19 protein-coding genes and 1 pseudogene are annotated in these 18,439 nt (G+C 58.8%); 4 read left to right on the top strand and 16 right to left on the bottom strand.

Features of this window, described 5'->3' with window-relative positions:
• Positions 1-35 precede the first annotated feature (35 nt).
• The 11 genes from dmpG to HB376_RS39710 form a co-directional block, all read right to left on the bottom strand.
• On the bottom strand, positions 36-1,049 hold the full coding sequence (gene dmpG / locus HB376_RS39760) for a 4-hydroxy-2-oxovalerate aldolase (RefSeq protein WP_213769168.1): 1,014 nt from the start codon (positions 1,047-1,049) through the stop codon (positions 36-38).
• Positions 1,049-2,008 carry an acetaldehyde dehydrogenase (acetylating) gene (locus tag HB376_RS39755; protein WP_213769167.1) on the bottom strand — a complete coding sequence of 320 codons (960 nt, stop codon included), beginning with the start codon at positions 2,006-2,008 and terminating at the stop codon, positions 1,049-1,051. The genes dmpG and HB376_RS39755 overlap by 1 nt, the downstream gene beginning before the upstream one ends.
• Positions 2,005-2,838: a fumarylacetoacetate hydrolase family protein gene (locus HB376_RS39750; RefSeq protein ID WP_213769166.1), complete on the bottom strand. Its 834-nt coding sequence runs from the start codon at positions 2,836-2,838 to the stop codon at positions 2,005-2,007. Before HB376_RS39750 ends, HB376_RS39755 begins: the two co-directional genes overlap by 4 nt.
• Complete coding sequence (locus tag HB376_RS39745; RefSeq protein ID WP_213769165.1) at positions 2,835-3,245, bottom strand: non-heme iron oxygenase ferredoxin subunit; 411 nt, start codon at positions 3,243-3,245, stop codon at positions 2,835-2,837. The genes HB376_RS39750 and HB376_RS39745 overlap by 4 nt, the downstream gene beginning before the upstream one ends.
• 12 nt (positions 3,246-3,257) lie before the next feature.
• Positions 3,258-4,274 carry a 2Fe-2S iron-sulfur cluster-binding protein gene (locus HB376_RS39740; RefSeq protein WP_213769164.1) on the bottom strand — a complete coding sequence of 339 codons (1,017 nt, stop codon included), beginning with the start codon at positions 4,272-4,274 and terminating at the stop codon, positions 3,258-3,260.
• A complete protein-coding gene (locus HB376_RS39735; protein WP_255631868.1) occupies positions 4,264-5,307 on the bottom strand; it encodes an amidohydrolase family protein in 1,044 nt (347 codons plus the stop codon). Before HB376_RS39735 ends, HB376_RS39740 begins: the two co-directional genes overlap by 11 nt.
• A 54-nt stretch (positions 5,308-5,361) precedes the next feature.
• On the bottom strand, positions 5,362-6,243 hold the full coding sequence (locus HB376_RS39730) for an alpha/beta hydrolase (protein ID WP_213769162.1): 882 nt from the start codon (positions 6,241-6,243) through the stop codon (positions 5,362-5,364).
• A gap of 241 nt (positions 6,244-6,484) precedes the next feature.
• Positions 6,485-7,147: a TetR/AcrR family transcriptional regulator gene (locus HB376_RS39725; RefSeq protein WP_213769161.1), complete on the bottom strand. Its 663-nt coding sequence runs from the start codon at positions 7,145-7,147 to the stop codon at positions 6,485-6,487.
• A 234-nt stretch (positions 7,148-7,381) separates the two neighbouring features.
• The gene (locus tag HB376_RS39720; protein ID WP_213769160.1) at positions 7,382-8,284 is read right to left on the bottom strand and encodes a VOC family protein; all 903 of its coding nucleotides are present in this window, start codon (positions 8,282-8,284) and stop codon (positions 7,382-7,384) included.
• Between the two features lie 239 nt (positions 8,285-8,523).
• On the bottom strand, positions 8,524-9,801 hold the full coding sequence (locus HB376_RS39715; protein WP_213769159.1) for an MFS transporter: 1,278 nt from the start codon (positions 9,799-9,801) through the stop codon (positions 8,524-8,526).
• A 33-nt stretch (positions 9,802-9,834) separates the two neighbouring features.
• The gene (locus HB376_RS39710; RefSeq protein ID WP_213769158.1) at positions 9,835-10,950 is read right to left on the bottom strand and encodes a porin; all 1,116 of its coding nucleotides are present in this window, start codon (positions 10,948-10,950) and stop codon (positions 9,835-9,837) included.
• Positions 10,951-11,312: 362 nt separating this feature from the next.
• Between HB376_RS39710 and HB376_RS39705 the strand changes: the two genes are divergently transcribed.
• The 3 genes from HB376_RS39705 (at position 11,313) to HB376_RS39695 (ending at position 14,273) form a co-directional block, all read left to right on the top strand.
• Positions 11,313-12,677 carry a Rieske 2Fe-2S domain-containing protein gene (locus tag HB376_RS39705; protein ID WP_213769157.1) on the top strand — a complete coding sequence of 455 codons (1,365 nt, stop codon included), beginning with the start codon at positions 11,313-11,315 and terminating at the stop codon, positions 12,675-12,677.
• 65 nt (positions 12,678-12,742) lie between these two features.
• On the top strand, positions 12,743-13,213 hold the full coding sequence (locus tag HB376_RS39700) for an aromatic-ring-hydroxylating dioxygenase subunit beta (protein ID WP_213769156.1): 471 nt from the start codon (positions 12,743-12,745) through the stop codon (positions 13,211-13,213).
• A 67-nt stretch (positions 13,214-13,280) separates the two neighbouring features.
• On the top strand, positions 13,281-14,273 hold the full coding sequence (locus HB376_RS39695; protein WP_213769155.1) for a 4-hydroxythreonine-4-phosphate dehydrogenase PdxA: 993 nt from the start codon (positions 13,281-13,283) through the stop codon (positions 14,271-14,273).
• A gap of 33 nt (positions 14,274-14,306) precedes the next feature.
• Here the strand turns inward: HB376_RS39695 and HB376_RS39690 are convergent, their stop codons facing one another.
• The 5 genes and pseudogenes from HB376_RS39690 to HB376_RS39670 form a co-directional block, all read right to left on the bottom strand.
• Positions 14,307-15,626 (bottom strand): citrate synthase, encoded by a 1,320-nt coding sequence (locus HB376_RS39690; RefSeq protein WP_213769154.1) that lies wholly within the window; start codon positions 15,624-15,626, stop codon positions 14,307-14,309.
• A gap of 52 nt (positions 15,627-15,678) precedes the next feature.
• Positions 15,679-16,065 (bottom strand): hypothetical protein, encoded by a 387-nt coding sequence (locus HB376_RS39685; protein ID WP_213769153.1) that lies wholly within the window; start codon positions 16,063-16,065, stop codon positions 15,679-15,681.
• Positions 16,062-16,223, bottom strand: coding sequence for a hypothetical protein (locus tag HB376_RS39680; protein WP_213769152.1), 162 nt, complete (start codon positions 16,221-16,223; stop codon positions 16,062-16,064). Before HB376_RS39680 ends, HB376_RS39685 begins: the two co-directional genes overlap by 4 nt.
• A gap of 245 nt (positions 16,224-16,468) precedes the next feature.
• Positions 16,469-16,726, bottom strand: a pseudogene (locus HB376_RS39675) (SRPBCC family protein); the annotation flags it as partial.
• A 130-nt stretch (positions 16,727-16,856) separates the two neighbouring features.
• Positions 16,857-17,075, bottom strand: coding sequence for a hypothetical protein (locus HB376_RS39670; RefSeq protein WP_213769150.1), 219 nt, complete (start codon positions 17,073-17,075; stop codon positions 16,857-16,859).
• A gap of 112 nt (positions 17,076-17,187) precedes the next feature.
• On the opposite strand from HB376_RS39670, the gene HB376_RS39665 reads away from it, so the two are divergent.
• On the top strand, positions 17,188-17,883 hold the full coding sequence (locus HB376_RS39665) for an IS6 family transposase (RefSeq protein WP_213769149.1): 696 nt from the start codon (positions 17,188-17,190) through the stop codon (positions 17,881-17,883).
• Positions 17,884-18,439: the final 556 nt, after the last annotated feature.

The raw sequence follows: 18,439 nt of genomic DNA, 5'->3' as shown, positions 1-18,439 counted from the left end.
GATCAAACATTGCCTCCGCTCGCGCATGGTGCGGGTTACCCCACGCGCCGAGAAAGATCGAGCGCAACGTCGACGATCATGTCTTCCTGACCGCCCACCATCTTGCGGCGACCCAGTTCGACGAGAATATCAACCGTCTTCAGGCCATATTTGCTCGCCGCGATTTCCGCATGGCGCAGAAAGCTCGAATACACGCCTGCATAACCGAGCGCGAGCGTTTCGCGGTCGACGCGAACAGGCCGGTCTTGCAGCGGACGTACCAGATCGTCGGCCGCATCCATCAGACGATACAGATCGCAGCTGTGATTCCAGCCGAGCCGCTCCGCCGCCGCGATGAATACCTCCAGCGGCGCATTTCCTGCCCCTGCGCCCATGCCCGCCAGGCTTGCATCGACGCGATCGCACCCTTCCTCGATCGCGACGATCGAGTTGGCCACTCCAAGGCTCAGATTATGATGCGCATGAATGCCCGTCTGCGTCTTCGGATCGAGCACGTCCTTGAAGGCCCGAAAACGCTCTCGTACCTCATTCATACCGAGCGCGCCGCCTGAGTCCACGACGTACACGCAACTCGCGCCATAGCTTTCCATCAGCTTTGCCTGCTCCGCCAGTTTTTGTGGCGTGGTCATATGGCTCATCATCAGAAAGCCAACCGGATCCATCCCCAACTTGCGTGCATATTCGAGGTGCTGGCGCGAGACGTCTGCCTCGGTGCAATGCGTGGCGACGCGCACCGCCCTTGCTCCGGCATCGTACGCATTGCGCAGATCGTGAGTGGTGCCTATTCCCGGCAGTAGCAGCGTGGCCACCTTCGCGTGCCTGACCGTTTCAGCGACGGCGCTGATCCATTCGAGGTCGGTGTGCGCGCCAAAGCCATAGTTGAAGCTTGATCCGTCGAGGCCATCGCCGTGCGCGACCTCGATGCTGTCCACGCCAGCGGCGTCCAGCGCCGCGGAAATCGTCCTGACGTTTTCGATGCTGTATTGATGGCGAATTGCATGGCTGCCGTCGCGCAGCGTGACGTCCGACACATAGATTTTCTGGTTCATTACATTGCCTCCATTCCGCCGCGTGCAATGCCGGCGGCGATACGCCGACGCGCCATCATGTCGCCGCATGCGAGCGCAGCCGAAGTCATGATGTCAAGATTTCCCGCATAAGACGGTAGATAATGCGCGGCGCCTTCAACCTCGAGGAACACTGAGGTCTTCAGTCCTGACAGCGGGCCGAGCCCGGGCACATTAAGCGGACTATCCCGGGACACCACATCGAACTGCACACGTTGCTTCAGCCGGTAACCGGGTACGTAGGATTGCACAGTATTCACCATCCGGGCGATGCTCTTTTCGATTTTCTCCTGATCGGTGAGATCCGACAGTACGAACACCGTGTCGCGCATGACAAGCGGCGGCTCCGCCGGATTGAGAACGATGATCGCCTTGCCGCGCGTCGCCCCGCCGAGCTGTTCGATCGCCGCACGGGTGGTCTCGGTGAACTCGTCGATGTTCGCGCGCGTGCCCGGTCCTGCGGACTTGCTCGCGATCGAAGCGACGATCTCCGCGTAATGCACCTTCGCCACACGCGATACCGCAGCGACGATCGGAATCGTCGCCTGGCCGCCGCAAGTCACCATATTCATGTTCGCCGCGTTTTCCGCTTCGAGATTGATCGCCGGAATCACATAGGGGCCGATTGCCGCGGGCGTAAGGTCGATGACCTGGACGCCGTGAGCCTGCAGCACCTCGTTGTGGCGACGATGCGCGCCGGCCGAAGTCGCATCGAACGCGATATCGATATCGGCGAACACGTCGAGTCCGATGAGGCCGTCGATACCACCCGCCGTCGTCGCGACGCCAAACCTTTGCGCTCGTGCGAGACCGTCGGAAGCCGGGTCGATGCCGACCATCGCGCCCATCTTGAGATGCTGGCTGTTGCGCATTACCTTGATCATCAGGTCAGTGCCGATATTGCCTGAACCAATGATGGCTACCTTCACCCTGTCGTTCATTTTGCGTTCCTTTTGTGAGAGCCATTCTGTCCGCCATCCGCCTGACACCGGACGCTGCCGACACCGCCGATCTCAACTTCGATCCGGTCGCCGCCGCCGAGCGGGATCATCGGGCCTAGTGCGCCAGTCAATACCACCTCGCCCGCGCGTATGGGATTGCCGCCCGCGATCATCTTGCAGGCCAGCCAATAGGCCGACAGCAACGGACTGTCGAGACAGGCCGCGCCGCTGCCAGTGGCGGCTACCGCGCCGTTCCTGAGAAGAGCCATACCGCTATGAATCAGCGATACATCGGTGATCTTGCGTGGTTCCAACCCCAGCACATAGGAACCACACGAGGCGTTATCGGCGATGGTGTCGGCGAGCGTGATACTCCAGTTTTCGATGACGCTGTCGACAATCTCAATTGCTGGCAGTGCATAAGCGATCGAGGTCAGGAACTGTCCCCATGACAACCCTTCCCGATCGATGTCCCGATCTGCGACGAGCGCTATCTCGGCTTCGGCCTTCGGTTGGACGAGCGATGCCATATCGATCGTCGCGCCGCTGAGCAGCTCCATCGTGTCCAGCAGGATGCCGTAATCCGGCTGGTCCACGCCCAGTTGTTTCTGGACGGCCTTCGAGGTAAGGCCGATCTTCCGGCCGACGATCTTCGCGCCCTCCTGCATGCGGCGCTGAATATTCATGCTCGCGACCTCGTAGGCTTCGGTTTCGATATGAATTCCGAACGTTTCCGAAATTCGCGCTATCTGCCTGCGTTCGCGGCGTGCTTCGTACAGTGCCGTGGCTGCCTCGCTAACGGCATCGAGGTGAGCAGATTGAGCGGTCATCGTGTCACCTCGCTTGCCGGTGAGTGATTGTGGCCCGCGCAATCATGGCCCGAGGCCAACTCATTCGGCTTCGGAATCAAGACCCAGGTGCCCTCGATGGTGACGGGATAGACCCGAATGGACTGCACCGCGGGGAAGGCCAGTGCGTGGCCAGTGCGAATGCAGAATCTCCCCGAGTGCCAGGGACACTCGATCTCCGTTCCTTCCAGAAAGCCGTCGGAAAGCGAAGCGCTTCCGTGCGAACAGGTATCGTCAGTGACGAAGAATTCACCGCCCACGTTGTACACGGCTACGGGAGCCATGCCGTCGATGTCGACACGAAGCGCTTCGCCGTCCGCGACGACGGTGCTCTCGCACAACCGGATCAGCGGCCGCGCTCCACTATCTGTCAATGAGTTGCTGGTCATCGTTATCCAAGCCTAAAAGAAGCGGTCATAGTGAATCAGGGATTGAGGCACACGATGTTCGGCGACAAGCAGTCGCACGACCTTTTCGATCATGGGGGGTGGGCCAGCCAGATAGAACGCATATTCGTGCAACGGCCGCTCGAGCTTGGCGGGTAGTAATTCGTGAACGAAGCACACCTCGCCTGTCCAGCCGGCCTCTACCAGCACCGGATCCGATATCGCACGATGAACACGGACCCTGCCCTCCTCCGCCGGGAGCCAGTCCGCGAAAGACGGCATGTCCGCGGGGCCTCGACCGCCATAGAACAATTGGATAGCCCGTTCGTCGCATGCCTTGCTCGCCAGCGCGCCACGAATAATGGACACGATCGGAGCCAACCCGGAGCCTCCTGCAATGCAAACCAGATCGCGATGCTCGTTCTCGCGCAGATAGGCAAGACCGTATGGACCATCGAGATGAACTTCGTCACCAACCTTCAGGACATCGAACAGTTTGGTCGTCGCCACACCGCCCGTGCGTCTTATCATGAATTCCCATTCCCCCGCATCATTGGCGAGATTCGACATCGAGTAGGCCCGTGCCGTACCCGTTCCAGGAAGCCGGAGAAGCGCATATTGACCGGGCAAGAATAGCGCGCGGCCTGAGTCGGAAAACCGGAACCGGGCGATATCGCGGGTAACCGGCTCAACGCCGAGAAAGCGCACTGCAAACCGCGCAGGAAGAACCTTAGGCTTGAATTCGTCGCCCGGCCTCATTCTGACGATACAGTCAGAAACGGGAACGGACTGACATGCAAGACGTTTCCCCCGCGCACGCTCCTTTTCGCGAATGCCGGGGGCGTCGGGCCAGGTGTCCGCCACCTCGCCTTCGAGCAGTTCGAACTTGCACGAACCGCAACCGCCCGCGTTGCATTCGTAGGGTAGACCAACGCCTGCCCGCAACCCGGCTTGAAGCACGCTGTCGCCATCGCAACAGCGGAACTCAACCGCCGAGTCGGCGATCTTCACAGAAAAATTCTCATGATTCATTCAACGCCCCCGCCTCTAACCCGTGTTGTGCAGCTTCGCCAAGCCATCGCCGCGCATTGCCTTCCACCAGCTGACGCCTTACCGCCTCGGTCACCCGTAACCTTGACGGCCGTGCACCCGCGTCGAAATCCATGATCGAAAACGGATAGTCGGAACCGATCATCAGCTGAGTGTCGCCAAACATATCGAGTAGCCGGGTGATGGTCGCGTCGTCATAGACCAGCATGTCGTAGAACATCTTTCGGGCCGCGATGGCTGGCTCGACGCAACTGTTTCGAAGTGCATGGAATGTGCGCCAGCCGTGTTGAAGGCGCGGCAGAATGGAGGCGAGCGTTCCGCCTCCATGGCTGAACGCGATGCGCACTCCCGGGGCCTTTTCGAGTACATCGCCTGTAATCAACGACGCTGCACACAGCCCCAACTCGCCCGGAAACGCTACGACCTGCTCAAGCAATGCGGGACCGACCACTCGTTCAAGCCCCGCGGGGCGCAGTGGATGAACAAATACGGCCGCGCCCCAATGCGCCGCAGCCTGAAAAAAGGGCACGAAGTCGGGATGACCAAGCGGTTTGCCGTCGACATTACTGCCCAATTCCACACCGCTGAGCCCCAACTCGTTACGCATGTAATCGAGCTCAAAAATCGCACGATCGACGTCCTGTAACGGCACCGAACCAAGGCCCGAGAATCGCTGCGGCGCTTGTGCAACGAGGCCGGCGACCGTCTCGTTAAGAAAGCGCGAGAGCGCGGCCCCATCGTCGGCGTCGAGCCAGTAGGCCAGCAGCTCGGGCATCGGTGAAAGCACCTGCCGCGCTGTTCCCTGGTTGTCCATATCCGCCATCCGCCGCGTCGGACTCCAGCAGTGATCCGAAATGGTTCGATAGATGCTTCCCGAAACCATCACGTGACGGTGACATGCTTGCGCGGGAATGGTCGACGGCCAGGGCGCATCCGCGCGCTTTCCCCGGTACCCGGGAAAATGCTCCGGAACAAAGTGCGTATGCGCGTCGATTGAACCGCAACCGCATGACATCATCATCGCGTGGAACCTCTCTCGCCTGACTACCGATAAACAGGGGAAACTCATTCAACCCAAGCGCGAGCCGCTGACTTTGCCCTCGCCGAAAAAATTGAGCGCGACCTTGTTGAATTCGTCCGGTGCCTCGTATTGAGGCCAATGGGCACAATCCGCGTTCATCACATAGAGCTGGCTTTGAGGGACATGTTTCATCGCATTCGTCGCTGCCTGCAGATCGTGGATAGGGTTATCGACCGACCAGAGGAAGAGCGTTTCCGCCTTGATGGATTCGAGCGGGATCAGGAAGTCGTCGTGACGTTGAATCACAGCGTTGACACGAGGTGCGACCGCGAGCGTATCGGGCCGAAGATAGATCGCAAGCCTCAGTGCGATCAGCTCCTCGTTCAGCAGATGATGATTCGACGGATGCATCAGCCAGCGCATCCGGTTGGCCACCGTCTCGTGTGTCGGCGTGGTGTCGACGTTTGCCTTGTTAAGCGCTATGAAATTGGCCATATCCTGCTTGCCTTTCTCTGAGATGACCGGGATCCCCCCCGCAGTATTGAGCATCAAGCGCTTCACGCGCTCCGGATACCTGCCGGCGAACAACCCCGAGACCCAGCCGCCTAGCGATTCGCCGGACAGGTGGGCCTGCTCGATGCCAAGCGCGTCCATCACTTCGCCGAGCTGCTCCGCGAACACGGCAGGGTTATAGTCCGGCGCGTTCTTATCCGACAGGCCATGACCTGCGTAATCAAATGCGATCACATTGAAGTTACGTGAAAGCGCGGAAAAATTTTTTGCATACGCCTCCAGGTGTCCGTTCAATCCATGCTGAAAAATAATCGCGTCGGCATTGTCGTTGCCTGCCTGGGCAATGCGAACACGGCCAAACGAAGGGGTATCGATATAACGGACTTCAGTGCCCAAAAAATCCAGCCAGAGGCTCATTTTGGCTTCCTTGAATAGTGTTGCCTGACGAAAGGACGAAATAACGCGCAGCGTATCCCGAGGGACCACCGCGCTTCATGAATGCGAAATGGAGAACAAAGCGGGGAATAAAGCGGAGAATAAATTGCAGAGTAAATCAGGAGTGCGAATCGTGGCCGACCGGCAGCACGGGCGAGCGCCACCGATGCCGCTCGCCACATCCATTTAGCGCGACTACGTGAGGACGGCTTGCGGAGAAAGGTTACGCCTTGGCTGGATGGCCCGCCAGCGACTCGGCGACATACACCTTCACCATCGAGCGCCATACGCGCAGGGTTCGATTGAAGCGGCTGCGGTCGTCCTGCCAGAGCCGACGCACGGCGAGCCCACGAACGATGCTGTTGGTCAGCCATAGCAGGTCTTCGGCCATAGATGCCGGCACGCCTGACGCGATCAACGCCTCGACCCACGCGGCTTCGACTGGCAGCCGGCTGACGCGCGAGATGGCGGGGACCGGGATGGCATTGTCCGGATCGCGCCGGCTCAATGCGCTGAACTCCAGCCCCATCAGAAACAGATCGCTGAAAAAGAAATCCTGGCTGTCCCTGATGAGCGCCGCGATCGTCGCATCGATCGAAGCGTGCGGGTGCGCCCGCGCTGCGCCGCGTTGCGCGATCCCCTCGAAAGCATGCTGAAGTGTTTCGACCAGCAGCTCTTCCTTGGACGCGAAATGGTGAGTCAAGGCGCCGCGCGATACCTCCGCCAACTCGGCAACGTCCTGTGTCCGAAAGCCTGCGTACCCTTTCCTCGACAACACCTGGACCGCTGCGTCGAGGATCTTGCCGCGCGTTTCTTCTGTTCGCTCTGCCTGGGTGCGCCGGACTCTGTTGGCCCGAACCGGTGCGACGGCGCGTGAATCTGCCATGAGAAACGGATTTCCGGAAGTTTGAGGTCTCGTAGATTAGCACAAGGGAAAGAGCGGCCGGCGTCGACTCGCATGACGCCTCGGCCCGGTCGCAACCCACCTTGCAGCGATACGCGAGCGGCCCTGCATGCCCGTATGCAGGCTTGCATCGACAATGCTCTTTCAGCGTGATGGATAACAGCGCTGTGCGCCCATCATCGCATTCGGCCAGCTTGGACATGCGCCCTTCTCCTTTTATGCCGACTGATCGACCAGCCCGCGCTTGCCGAAATCGGGAGCCGGTTTGCCGCCCCAGCAGTCGAGAATTTCTGGCAGCATCGGCAGTTCGCGCGGATCTCTCGCCGTCAATTCCCGGAACTCCTCCATGCCGAAGCTGTATTCGGCCGTCATTCCGTCGGGGTCGAGGAAATAGATGAAAATCGAGTCCGAAATATCGTGGCGCCCTGGCCCATAGACAATCTGCACGCCATGCTCCCGCATTCGGTTCATCGCTCGGCCGATATCGTCGACGTCGGTCACCATGAAATTCAGATGATGCAAACGGTCGACATCCTCGCTTTTGGCGATGCCGAAGGAATGGTGAAACACATTCGGGAAGCAGCGCAGAAACATCACCTGATCGCCGAACTTGTCGGAGACGCGGAAATTCAGCTTTTCGACGAGCAACGCCCTGACATCGTCGGCATTCCTCGCGCCAACCACCACGTGGCCGAGACGAACTATCTTCGCCACAGTCGGCTGGAAGAGCGACGTCGCCCTGGCAATGCGGGCGTAGAACTCGAATTGCAGATCGAAGCCTGGAATGCGAAAGCGAAACGTATCGCCTTGCCGCAAATGCGCGCACTCTGAGTCGCTCAACGTTTGTAAAGGCCACCCCTGCGAGGCCACATGCTCGCGCGCCCGTTGCAAATCGTTATCCGATTCAAGCTGGAACGCCATACGGCGCACGCCCGGCTCCGTGCTGCGGTACAGGACGAGGTTGTGGTGGTCATCGCTACAGCGGAGGAAGGCGATGTCTGCATTCTCGCAGGATTCGAGTTGCAGTCCGACAAGATCGCGGTAGAAACGGATTGAGCGCTCCGGGTCTGTAACATTCAGCGCTACATACCCGGGCTTTAGATAACGAAACAGCGCCATTGATTATTCCTTTGAAGGCGGACTGGCCCGATGACCGTTGCCCGCCCAGTTTTCAGAAGTGCCAGTTTCAGACTAAACAAGCATTAAACAAACAGGCAAGATTGTTTGTTTAAGTCTAAGGTGAGATCCTCGGCCGTGTCAACTGATCGGCGAACAGTGAGTCGCTTTCACTTGTCCGCCGTGAGGCCGGTGCGCGAACCATCCGCTTACCGGCGATCGACTAGCTGCGACTGGATCTGCTACCGGGCCTGCTGCACGCTTTGTGAAACCGGCATCGTCTCGCCTTCATCCATTACTGCTCCGAGGCGTGGTGGAAATACATAGCGACCTAGCGCCAGCACGGCGAGCATGCCCACCAGCACGACAGCGATAAAGCCGTATGCCGCGAGTTCGTATGAGCCGGTTCTGGCGAACGAGAGGTTGAGCAGATAGATTCCTGCCGCGCCGCCCCAGGCAAACGCGAGCCAGACCGAGCCCGTCACCTTGCCGAACGAATAGATCGAGAAGTACCGGCTCGTCAGATACGTGAGCACATCCCCTTCCGCGCCTAACCCCAGACCTAGTAAGGCCGCGCCACACATCAGCACATACGGTGAATGGCTCGCCGACACCAGCCCGATGCCCAGCGCAACGAGCGCGAATACGATGGCTGTCACATACGGCGCAAAGAACCGGTCGAGGAACAAGCCGATAACCAGCCGTGAACACATCCCGCTGATACTCGCGACGGACATGACGCTTGCGGCGAGGACCAGCGAGACGCCACGATCCGTCACGATGGGGATCAGTTGCGACAGCGTGCCCATTGTCGCGACCGAGATGCAGAAAATTGCCGCGGCGAGCAGCCAGAAATGCCGGCTGCTACCCATGATCTGCGTGAGGCTCGCACCATTGGTGCTCGCCTCGAAGCGCTCACGCCGGCGGTTTTCTTCGAAGGACTTTGGCAATCTGACCAGGACGGTCAGCGCGAACAATGGCACGACGGTGATCACCGCGGCCACACCCAGATATCCTCCGCGCCATCCATAGTGGGATAACAGATAACTGGCATAAAACGGCATCAGCGTGCCGCCGACGCCATTGCCCGCATTGACGATGCCGAGCGCCAAACCACGCCGGCGATTGAACCAGGCCGACACAGCCAGCGAGTACGGAATCGGAGTCGCTGCGGCGGCGGCAAAACCAGCCAGCCCGAACACGCACAGATACAGCCACAGATGCGCGGGCAGGAATGCGACGCTTGACAGCGCCGCGCCGAACACGAGGATCATGCTGATGGTGACCCGCTTGATGCCCCATCGGTCAAGCGCCCAACCAAGAAACACGGCACCCAGTCCATTGGTGATCGCAAACACCGTCAGACCCAAGGAGATCGCCGCACGCGGCCACCCATATTCCACGCCAATTGCCTTGGCGAAAACACCAAAGACGAAGATAGCAATAACGCCAGCGCTCGTCGCCGTGCCAAGCATGCCGCCCGCAGTCGACCACCACCCGATCCTTTGTTCCCTATGCATCACTTGACCCTCTCAAAGACTTGATACGCGGATTCAAAACAGGTGACGAATGCCGACCATGATGCCGGCCTGATCGATACCCTGAGCCGGAATCGATGGAACCAGGCTGGTTCCCGATACCGAGTAGACTGCCTTGGCGCCGTTAAACATGTAGCCGAGTTCTGTATATACCGCAGTCGCCTTCGACAGGTTGTAGGCTGCCCGCGCGGCCACCAACGTTCCGTTCGCGCTGAGCATGTTGTCCTGAAGATGCGAGATCTGCGCATCGAAAACCCACGCGACCACTGGCACGGATACCCCGAGATACTCCATGTCCGTGGTCACGGCGCGCGTGTCGCCTTCAAGCCTACGATGCAGCCATCCCCCGCCGATCTTGACGCTGTCGATCATGAAGTAGCCATTCAACTGGTAACGGCGATCCGTGTCGCTCGAGCGCGTAAACGCCACGCCGGGCAAGCCCGGCACCACCGCCATGGCCGTTGCGCCCGCTCCGCCTCGTTGTTCATCGTAGATCGCCGCCGTCCCCCACCTCGCCGTATCGTATTTGACCATCGCCGTGATGGCCCGGCACGACATCTGATCTCCCGGCAACTGGCCTCCGCAATTGCCCACCGTGGTCGTGTCACGACCGAACGAATAACTTAAGCCCAGAGTCAGGTTCGAGAACGTGCCGCGATATTCGATCATATTGTCAGCGCGGGCGTTGGCAAGATAGCCATCGAAATCCCCAATACTGAATGCGGCCGGCCCGATCACGTCGGCGTTCGCCATCCCCCACAGCGTCATGTTGTTTTGACGACCGATGGTCAGCTGACCCCACCGGTTGCTCAACCCGACAAATGCCTGTCGACCGAATTCACGCCCACCCAGCAGCGAGGTGCCGGACGATGGCGTAAATCCGTTTTCCAGTTGAAACACCGCTTTCAGGTCGCCGCCGAGATCCTCCACGCCGCGCAAGCCCCAACGGGAAGGCAGTTCTCCCCCGCTGATTGTCGGCACGCGTGCGATGACACCACCCGCGGGCGAGGCATGCGTAAAGACCTCTACGCCTGTGTCGATCACCCCGTAGAGGGTGACGCTGCTTTGTGCGAGCGCGGGCTGCGAGCAAGCCAGGACCGCCGTCAACGCCAAGGCATATAGTCGCCTCATTTCCAAGTCTCCGTGATTTGTTTGTTATGAAAGGAATGCGTGTTTTGTAAGCGATCCGCGCCGTCCATGCGGAAGGCTGCACAGCAACGAAATTAGTGTCAATGGTTGCTTCTCCGGGCCGTCCACCTGTTTGGGTTCCGGTACTCATCAACAAACAAACCAACGTGTATGTTTGTTTGTTGTAGCGAGTATTGCCTTTTTCGGTGAAGCTCTGAATAAGGGATTTCGCTGATACGCCAACGTCGCGAGATTTGACATTGATCGGATAATCAAGATTGCTCGATCGATACCCCAGACTTATATTTCGTGGCACAGGCGGCCATCGAGTCGCGTCAAATCATATCGAGCAAACAGGAGGCTCCATGCAACACGGATGTGCGCATTCGGATCTGAAGAACAGCAGCGCGGAAAGTCCGGTCAACTTCTTGCGCCATACGCAACCGGTCAGCAAGGAAGCCCTGCAGGATCTCGTCCAGACGGGCCGCGTGCATTCCGCGGTCTACACGTCATCCGAAATTTTTGAACTGGAAATTCAGCGGATCTTCCATGGCTCCTGGGTCTATGTGGGACATGCAAGTGAAGTCCCGGTAGCAGGCGACTATCGGCTTCGTCAGCTTGGCAGGCAGCCGGTGATCATGGTCCGCGGCAACGACGGTGTGGTGCGGGTATTGATGAATCGCTGCCGTCACCGGGGCGCGGCAGTGTGCGAAGTCGAGGCCGGCCGCGAAAAGTTTTTCCGCTGCTGGTACCACGGCTGGACCTACGACAACACCGGTAAGCTCGTCAGCGTAACCGACCCTGCCGGCTATGGAGAAACGTTTCCTACGGAGGACTATTCATTGACACCCGCGCCCAGGGTGGAGACATACCGTGATTTCGTGTTCGCCTCGCTATCGCCCAACGTCTCGCCGCTCGAGGAACATCTCGGCGCGGCGGCGCCGATGATCGATCTGCTCGTCGAAGCGTCGCCGCTACGGCAAATCGAACTCGGAGCCGGTGTTCACAAGACGGTCTACAACGGCAACTGGAAATTCGTCGGCATGGACGGATATCACCCGCACTACGTTCACGCTTCGGTTGTCGCCGCCTGGCAACGCAAATCCGACAGCGGGGTCGGCGCGACCCACCGCGCTGATCCGTTCGACGGCAAATCGCAGACCTTCACGCGCGACCTCGGCAACGGTCACGCCATGTTGGATATGCGGGAACATCGTCTCCAGCACTATGCGGAATATGAAAAATTCCTGCGCGGCTTACCAGGCGGCCCCGGGTACATCGACGCCCTGTATTCCCGCGACGGAGAGGCACGCGCAAAGCTTCTCCTGGCGGTTGCAGGAGATCCGCACGTCGGCATCTTTCCAAACATGCAAATCATCAACAACCACGTCCGCATCATGGTCCCGCTATCCGCCGGGCGCACTGAAGTCCTGATGTTCCCTGCACTATTCAAGGGAGTCAGCCCCGAAATCAACGCGATGCGTCTGCGTCAGCACGAATCGTTCTATGGACCCGCGGGAGCCGGTTCGCCGGATGACGCCGAAATATTCGAGCGTGTGCAGCGCGGCCTCATCGCGGAACTTGATCCATGGGTCGACATCTCGCGCGGCGCTCATCGCGAGAAAGTCGAGGCGGATGGCACCATCGTCGGACACATCTCCGATGAAGTGCCTCAGCGCGGACAGATGAAGCGCTGGCTTCAGCTTATCACGGCCGGGAGCGAAAATTGAAAAGCCCCCATCCGACATCGAACCCTACCCTCTCTCCATCGACACCAGGCATCGTTCAGTCACCTATGATCCCGCTTGCCGAAGTAACACAGTTTATATTTCACGAAGCAGAACTGATGGACACCCACCAGTTCGATGAATGGCTCGCCTTGTGGTGCGAAGAAAGCCGCTATTGGGTGCCGTGTAATACGGAGAAACTTGACCCAACGAAATCCGTTTCGCTGATCTACGAAACTCGCGACCAGCTGGAGGACCGCCTGTTCCGCCTGAAGGGCCGCCATGCCCACGCACAGAGCCCGCGCTCCCGCCTGATGCGGGTGGTGTCGAATATTGTGATCGAGAGTGAGTCGACAGAGCACGTCGTGGTGCGCTCGACTTTCGTGCTGGGCGAAGTACGCAATGGCCGGCAGGAAACGTTATTCGGACGGAGCCGTCATTCACTTGCTTATGAGGCCGGCACGGTGCGCATTCGGGAAAAGAAAGTCTTCCTGCTGAACAACAACATCACGATGAACAACGTGACGTTCCTGATATGAAAGTACGTGCGTACGTGTATTCCGTGGGCGAGACGCATCGAGTTAAATCATTGGGGTTGAGACGGTAATGACCAGAAACGAGGACAAACGGGCGGCGCCCGTCATCGCCGCGATGATAGGGGATCCGGCCGGCATTGGACCGGAAGTGACAGTCAAAACAATAGGCAGCGGCGAACTGGACGGTCTTTGTCAGCCTCTGTTAATCGGCAACATAGCTTCAATCAGAGCAGCGGCGAAGCGCGCGTCACTCGATCTCAAGTTCGCGGTGGTCGACACTGTCGACGACATCTCTCTTGTCCCCGGTACAACCTTCGTGCTGGATCCTGGAGATCTCGACGCAGCGTCTTACCGGACAGGCGTGCCGTCCGCACGCGCGGGCGAGGCTGTCATGAACTGGATAGGCCTCGCCGACCGCTTGGCAGGAGAAGGTCGGCTGGACGGCTGGATCATGGGTCCAATCGATTCGACCTCGCTAAAACTCGCCGGCGTGGATAACAGCATTGACGGGCTCCAGCCGCCCGGAACGTTCATGTTCCGCATGAGCGGGCAGTTACGCGTCGTACCACTGACTGAACACATCCGCTTGCGTGACGTAACGTCGACAGTCACGCAGAAGTCGGTGTCGGACTTGATTCGCCTACTCGACCGAACGCTGCGCCGCTGGGGCGTTACCGTACCTCGTATCGGCGTTGCGGGGCTGAATCCGCACGCCATGTTCGAGGAAGACCTGCACGAAATTGCGCCGGCGGTCCAAGCTACGAGAGCTGAGGGGATTGATGTAGATGGGCCGGTTTCGCCGGATTCAATCTTCCGCCACGGCCTCAATGGCCGCTACGACGCGATAGTCAGCATGTACCACGACCAGGGGCAGATTGCACTCAAGTCCGCCGCGTTCGAGGGTGCCTGCACGATCTATTTAGGTGTCCCCTATGTGCGCCTTACTGTGCCTCATGGCACCGCAATGGATATTGCCGGCCAAAATATCGCACAGCACTTCAGCATGCTCTCGGCCTTCCGGACTTCTGCCGCGCTGTCAGCTGGCCGCGGCTTCCTGGCATGAGCGCGAGCTTTTGGGGCAAATCTGCGGCGTGTGTCAGGGTGCCCCGCCGGCAAAGCGGGCGCGCGGGCGCAGCACAGTGCCGAACATTCGCTGCTCCTCTATGTGCGCAACCCATCCAGCCACGCGGGCGAACGCGGATAGCGCCGCTGCCGTTTGCCTGGGCATCCCGATCGCACGGGTCATTGTCACCACACCTAATTCATGTCGTGGCAACAGGCCATGGCGTGCTGCCATCTCCTCGACATATCGATAAATTTCAGCCATCTGCCGGGTTTGCCGCGTACGCCGCCTTGCCAGTTCCAGAAGGTACTTCGCCCGAGGATCGCCATGCGGATAGAGCGGATGATCGAAACCGGGAACGGCCATCCCCTGCCGGTGCAGAGCCGCAGCCCGGCGCAGCATTGCCGACGCCGTGCTCGCACTGTCAAGAAATTGGTCGATGCCATCGTACATCCCGGCGATGAGCGCTCCACTGCTTGCGGAGAAGGCCGAGGCCACGCTGCTATGCAGTGTGCAGCCGGTAGAGGCCGCTACCCGCGCAGCGAAGGTGGCTGGTGATAATTCGTGATCTGCAAGCAGTACCAGCAGCGAATTGATTCCTTCCCAATTTTCGCCAGTGGAGTCGATGGACAGCGCGTCAAGTATTCCCTGAGCAATCGACCGGTTGCCAGCGACTGGCATATAGCTACCGTCTGGAGCGAGCAGACCATAGCAGCCCGCGAGCGTCTGAATGATCTGTCTCGCTGCGTCGATCATTTGCATGGGGTCGCCATCGTCCTGTCCAACTTGCCTGCGGCATCCGAGATGTAGCGTGACCATTGCGAACAGGTCGAGCAGACATGAGTTGCCCGAGCCGGTCCTGGCCGCCCCTATCAGTTGGTTCAATTCGGGCCACGGCTCGACGCGGGGCCAAAGTCCGGCGTTGTCGTTCCAGACACCCGTCCACAGCAATTGCGCCACCGCTTCGAACGGGGCCTGCGCGCGCGCGAGATCAACCGCCATCCGGCCGCGGTATCGTGGACCCTCCGCGGTAATTTCCGTGACAGACGTCGAGATGATCGGCTCGCCAAAATTCATCGCCGATGCAGCCACTGGTCCATGACCGTTGCGCGCAAGGGAGCGCGCCTCCAGCCGGCGCAGGTCGTCGCGGAGGTAAAGACGGCCTTTGCGCCCTGTCTGCGCGATGCTGTGCAACAGTCCCCGGCTTACGTATGCATACAACGTTTGAGGGCGGACCTTGAGAATGCTCATGGCCTCCGCCGCGGTAGTGTAGTCCGGATGCACGTTCGCCCGCGGTGAGCCGACCGCTTGCTGCTCTGGCCGCTTGTTTGCTCCCTGCAGTTGCTTTTCCATATCGACGCAAGGTTCAGGATTGATTAAACGCTGGCTGAATGTTGTTGCGAAATTAAATTTCTGGCTTACCAAGCTTTCTGACCTGGCGTTTAACCGCGCAGCCGGATCGTTGGTTATCCAGTACAGCGATGGCAGGCGGGGACCGACCCGCCTGACTGTCCGAGGATAATATCTGCAAGTGTATCCAGTCACAGCGACCGATCGTGAAACGCTGCAACGCACGCTGGATGCCTTGAACATATGCGAAGGATATTTGTGGGTCGCGAATTTTGCCCTCCAGCCTTAACGCGATAAAACCGCTTCTCGTCCCCTCGAGTACCAAAGTAACGGAATTCTTGCGGTTCGCCCGTATCTGCGAAAGCCCCTTTTCTACTGCGGCGGTGGTCAAATTCCAGCGCTGAAAAAGACCACAAACAGTTGCAAATGAAAGCGGCTTCAACCGAACGCCTGCTGGTCATGGAACCGGTCGAGGGCGATGGCGACCATCGCCCTCCGGAATAGCGGGATCTCGCGGTTGAACACGGCCTTGACCAGCGCGCTGCTATCTAGCGCGGCTAGTGTCAGTTCGAAGGCAAAGCGGACCTCGCGGATCGCCATGGGCAACGCGCATAGCGCCCTCCAGCAAGTCGGATCATGCTTTGGACAGTGACAGGCGCGGGACAAGGTCGCAGTGCGATCACGCCGTGCTCATGGGCTGAAGCGGCGACTACCGAGCGGCGCTCACGGCGAGGCAATCGTGGCGCTGTTCTGTTTGCGACCGTCCGCTACTGGCCGCTTTGATGTAAAACCAACGCCGGAACTTACCCCGGAGTTGCCTTTGAGCGCGTCACACCGGCATCGGCCTATTTGCCGCCCGACAGGATCGATTCCTTCAACGCGGTCAGCCCGTCCTCGTAGATGCCACGAAAGAGTTGCACGGCCTCTTCATCAGTGACATTCACCGGCGAAAAACTGCCGGACCACGTCACGAGCGATGCAGCCTTGTCAGCTATGTCCTGCACGCTGATAGTCGCCACGTAGCCTGTTACCGGAAACGGTGCGGACACGAACGAATAGCTGTAAGAGCGCGTCACCTCATCGAACGTCTGCAGGCGCTCGGCAAGGGGTCGTTTGACGAAAGGGGCGACAAAGTACGTAAGGAATTTACGGCTTACCCGAAAACGCTAATCAGACCTGGAGAAGGGCAAAAAAACGCACTTCCGTGCGTTTTCTGGAGTTTTACGATCCTGGTCAGCCCGCAGCGAGCTTGCGTCGCGGCACGGGCGCTGTGGCCGAGACCTTGCGGCGCGGACCCGCCAGCACGGTGACGTTTTGCGGCACGGATACGCTCACCGAGCGAGTCGCCCGGGCACGCGTGCGCGCGGCATACGACGTCAGGCGCGTCTCGAGCACCTCGCGGCTTTCGCCCGACGCCAATGCGTGACGCTTGCGGTTAGAAATCGTCGTCATAAAATTCCCCTTTCTATCGTTTGATAGCACGTCTCGATCGCCAAGTCAATCGGTTCTGTCGCAATAAGGCCGTGCGGTATTATGTTCGGCGCCAAAACGAAGTCTTTACCCGATGAAACAGAGCCTGACGCCAGCCTTAGCGCGCGTGTTTAAACGCCTTCATTATCCGTTTGATGTCATGCTGATGTGTGTGCGCTGGTATGTTGCGCACGGACTGAGTGTACGAAACCTGGAAGAGATGATGGCTGAGCGAGGCATTGAGGTCGACCATTCGACGGTGCATCGTTGGGCAATCAAATTGCTGCCAGTTCTTGGAAAAGCGTTCGGTCGCCGCAAGCGCCCGGTGGGCAAAAGCTGGCGCGTTGAAGAGACGTACATCAAGGTCAAGGGAGCGTGGAAGTATCTGTATCGAGCAGTAGACAAGGCCGGTCACACGGTTGATTTCCTGCTACGAGCCCATCGCGACAAGGCTGCAGCACAGCGTTACTTTGAGAAATCGATTGATCAGAACGGCGAGCCCGAGACGATAACGATCGATAAAAGTGGCTCAAACCTGGCCGCGCTTGAAGCACTGAACGCCCAGCGCGACACGCCGATCAAGATCCGCCAGAACAAGTATTTGAATAACATCGTCGAACAGGATCACCGGGCAATCAAACGACGCACTCGCCCCATGCTTGGCTTCAAGACATTTCGGTGTGCGCGCATTCTGCTGGGCGGCATCGAGCTCATGCATATGATAAAGAAAGGCCAGATAACAGGCACTGGCCAAACTGCTGCCGAGCAGTTTTACTCGTTAGCCAAATAAGCACTACATATCATATCGCTTTTTCTCGCCCCACTATCCTTATTGCGACAGAACCCTTTTTCGTCCCCCTTGCCACCGTTTTAAACCTGGTCCCGGCTGGCTCCAGGTGTGATAACCGTTAATATCAAACCTGCGTTTACTCCCACCGTAGACCGTACAACCGACATGCCTTCTTTTTGGCCCTTTTGCGACCCGTTTCAATGCTGATAATTGGGTGTTATCAGCATTGAATCTAATTTCATTCGATGCTCGGCGCTCTTTAAGATATTATCTATGATCTTTTCATAGAAAATCCGTGCTTTATTTTTCGGTGATCGATCGCCACGAGTGTCGCCAAAACTTGCCTAGTCCTTCTTTCGGGAGTTCATGAAGACGGTAGCTTTGCAGATTCACTGATTGTTGCCGATTGCAGCGACCCCAAGGCTGCTTGGGAATGGATGGAACGCGAGCCGTTCTATCCGGAGGGACGTTCGCCGCGCAGGGACACGACGTTTACAGCCTCAAAAAAAACGCGCGCACGATCGTTTCATGCGCGCGTGTACTAATGGAAAATCAA

It is taken from the genome of Caballeronia sp. dw_19, assembly GCF_018449515.1.
In the GTDB taxonomy this organism is placed as follows: domain Bacteria; phylum Pseudomonadota; class Gammaproteobacteria; order Burkholderiales; family Burkholderiaceae; genus Caballeronia.
The sequence above is the reverse complement of the archived record's forward strand: the minus strand, read 5'-3'. Positions and strand labels throughout refer to the sequence as shown.

Bases quoted from the DNA above. Each gene is read 5' to 3' on its own strand.
- dmpG (WP_213769168.1), bottom strand. From the start codon at position 1,049: ATGAACCAGAAAATCTATGTGTCGGACGTCACGCTGCGCGACGGCAGC.
- HB376_RS39755 (WP_213769167.1), bottom strand. From the start codon at position 2,008: ATGAACGACAGGGTGAAGGTAGCCATCATTGGTTCAGGCAATATCGGC.
- HB376_RS39750 (WP_213769166.1), bottom strand. From the start codon at position 2,838: ATGACCGCTCAATCTGCTCACCTCGATGCCGTTAGCGAGGCAGCCACG.
- HB376_RS39745 (WP_213769165.1), bottom strand. From the start codon at position 3,245: ATGACCAGCAACTCATTGACAGATAGTGGAGCGCGGCCGCTGATCCGG.
- HB376_RS39740 (WP_213769164.1), bottom strand. From the start codon at position 4,274: ATGAATCATGAGAATTTTTCTGTGAAGATCGCCGACTCGGCGGTTGAG.
- HB376_RS39735 (WP_255631868.1), bottom strand. From the start codon at position 5,307: ATGTCATGCGGTTGCGGTTCAATCGACGCGCATACGCACTTTGTTCCG.
- HB376_RS39730 (WP_213769162.1), bottom strand. From the start codon at position 6,243: ATGAGCCTCTGGCTGGATTTTTTGGGCACTGAAGTCCGTTATATCGAT.
- HB376_RS39725 (WP_213769161.1), bottom strand. From the start codon at position 7,147: ATGGCAGATTCACGCGCCGTCGCACCGGTTCGGGCCAACAGAGTCCGG.
- HB376_RS39720 (WP_213769160.1), bottom strand. From the start codon at position 8,284: ATGGCGCTGTTTCGTTATCTAAAGCCCGGGTATGTAGCGCTGAATGTT.
- HB376_RS39715 (WP_213769159.1), bottom strand. From the start codon at position 9,801: ATGCATAGGGAACAAAGGATCGGGTGGTGGTCGACTGCGGGCGGCATG.
- HB376_RS39710 (WP_213769158.1), bottom strand. From the start codon at position 10,950: ATGAGGCGACTATATGCCTTGGCGTTGACGGCGGTCCTGGCTTGCTCG.
- HB376_RS39705 (WP_213769157.1), top strand. From the start codon at position 11,313: ATGCAACACGGATGTGCGCATTCGGATCTGAAGAACAGCAGCGCGGAA.
- HB376_RS39700 (WP_213769156.1), top strand. From the start codon at position 12,743: ATGATCCCGCTTGCCGAAGTAACACAGTTTATATTTCACGAAGCAGAA.
- HB376_RS39695 (WP_213769155.1), top strand. From the start codon at position 13,281: ATGACCAGAAACGAGGACAAACGGGCGGCGCCCGTCATCGCCGCGATG.
- HB376_RS39690 (WP_213769154.1), bottom strand. From the start codon at position 15,626: ATGGAAAAGCAACTGCAGGGAGCAAACAAGCGGCCAGAGCAGCAAGCG.
- HB376_RS39680 (WP_213769152.1), bottom strand. From the start codon at position 16,223: ATGGCGATCCGCGAGGTCCGCTTTGCCTTCGAACTGACACTAGCCGCG.
- HB376_RS39670 (WP_213769150.1), bottom strand. From the start codon at position 17,075: ATGACGACGATTTCTAACCGCAAGCGTCACGCATTGGCGTCGGGCGAA.
- HB376_RS39665 (WP_213769149.1), top strand. From the start codon at position 17,188: ATGAAACAGAGCCTGACGCCAGCCTTAGCGCGCGTGTTTAAACGCCTT.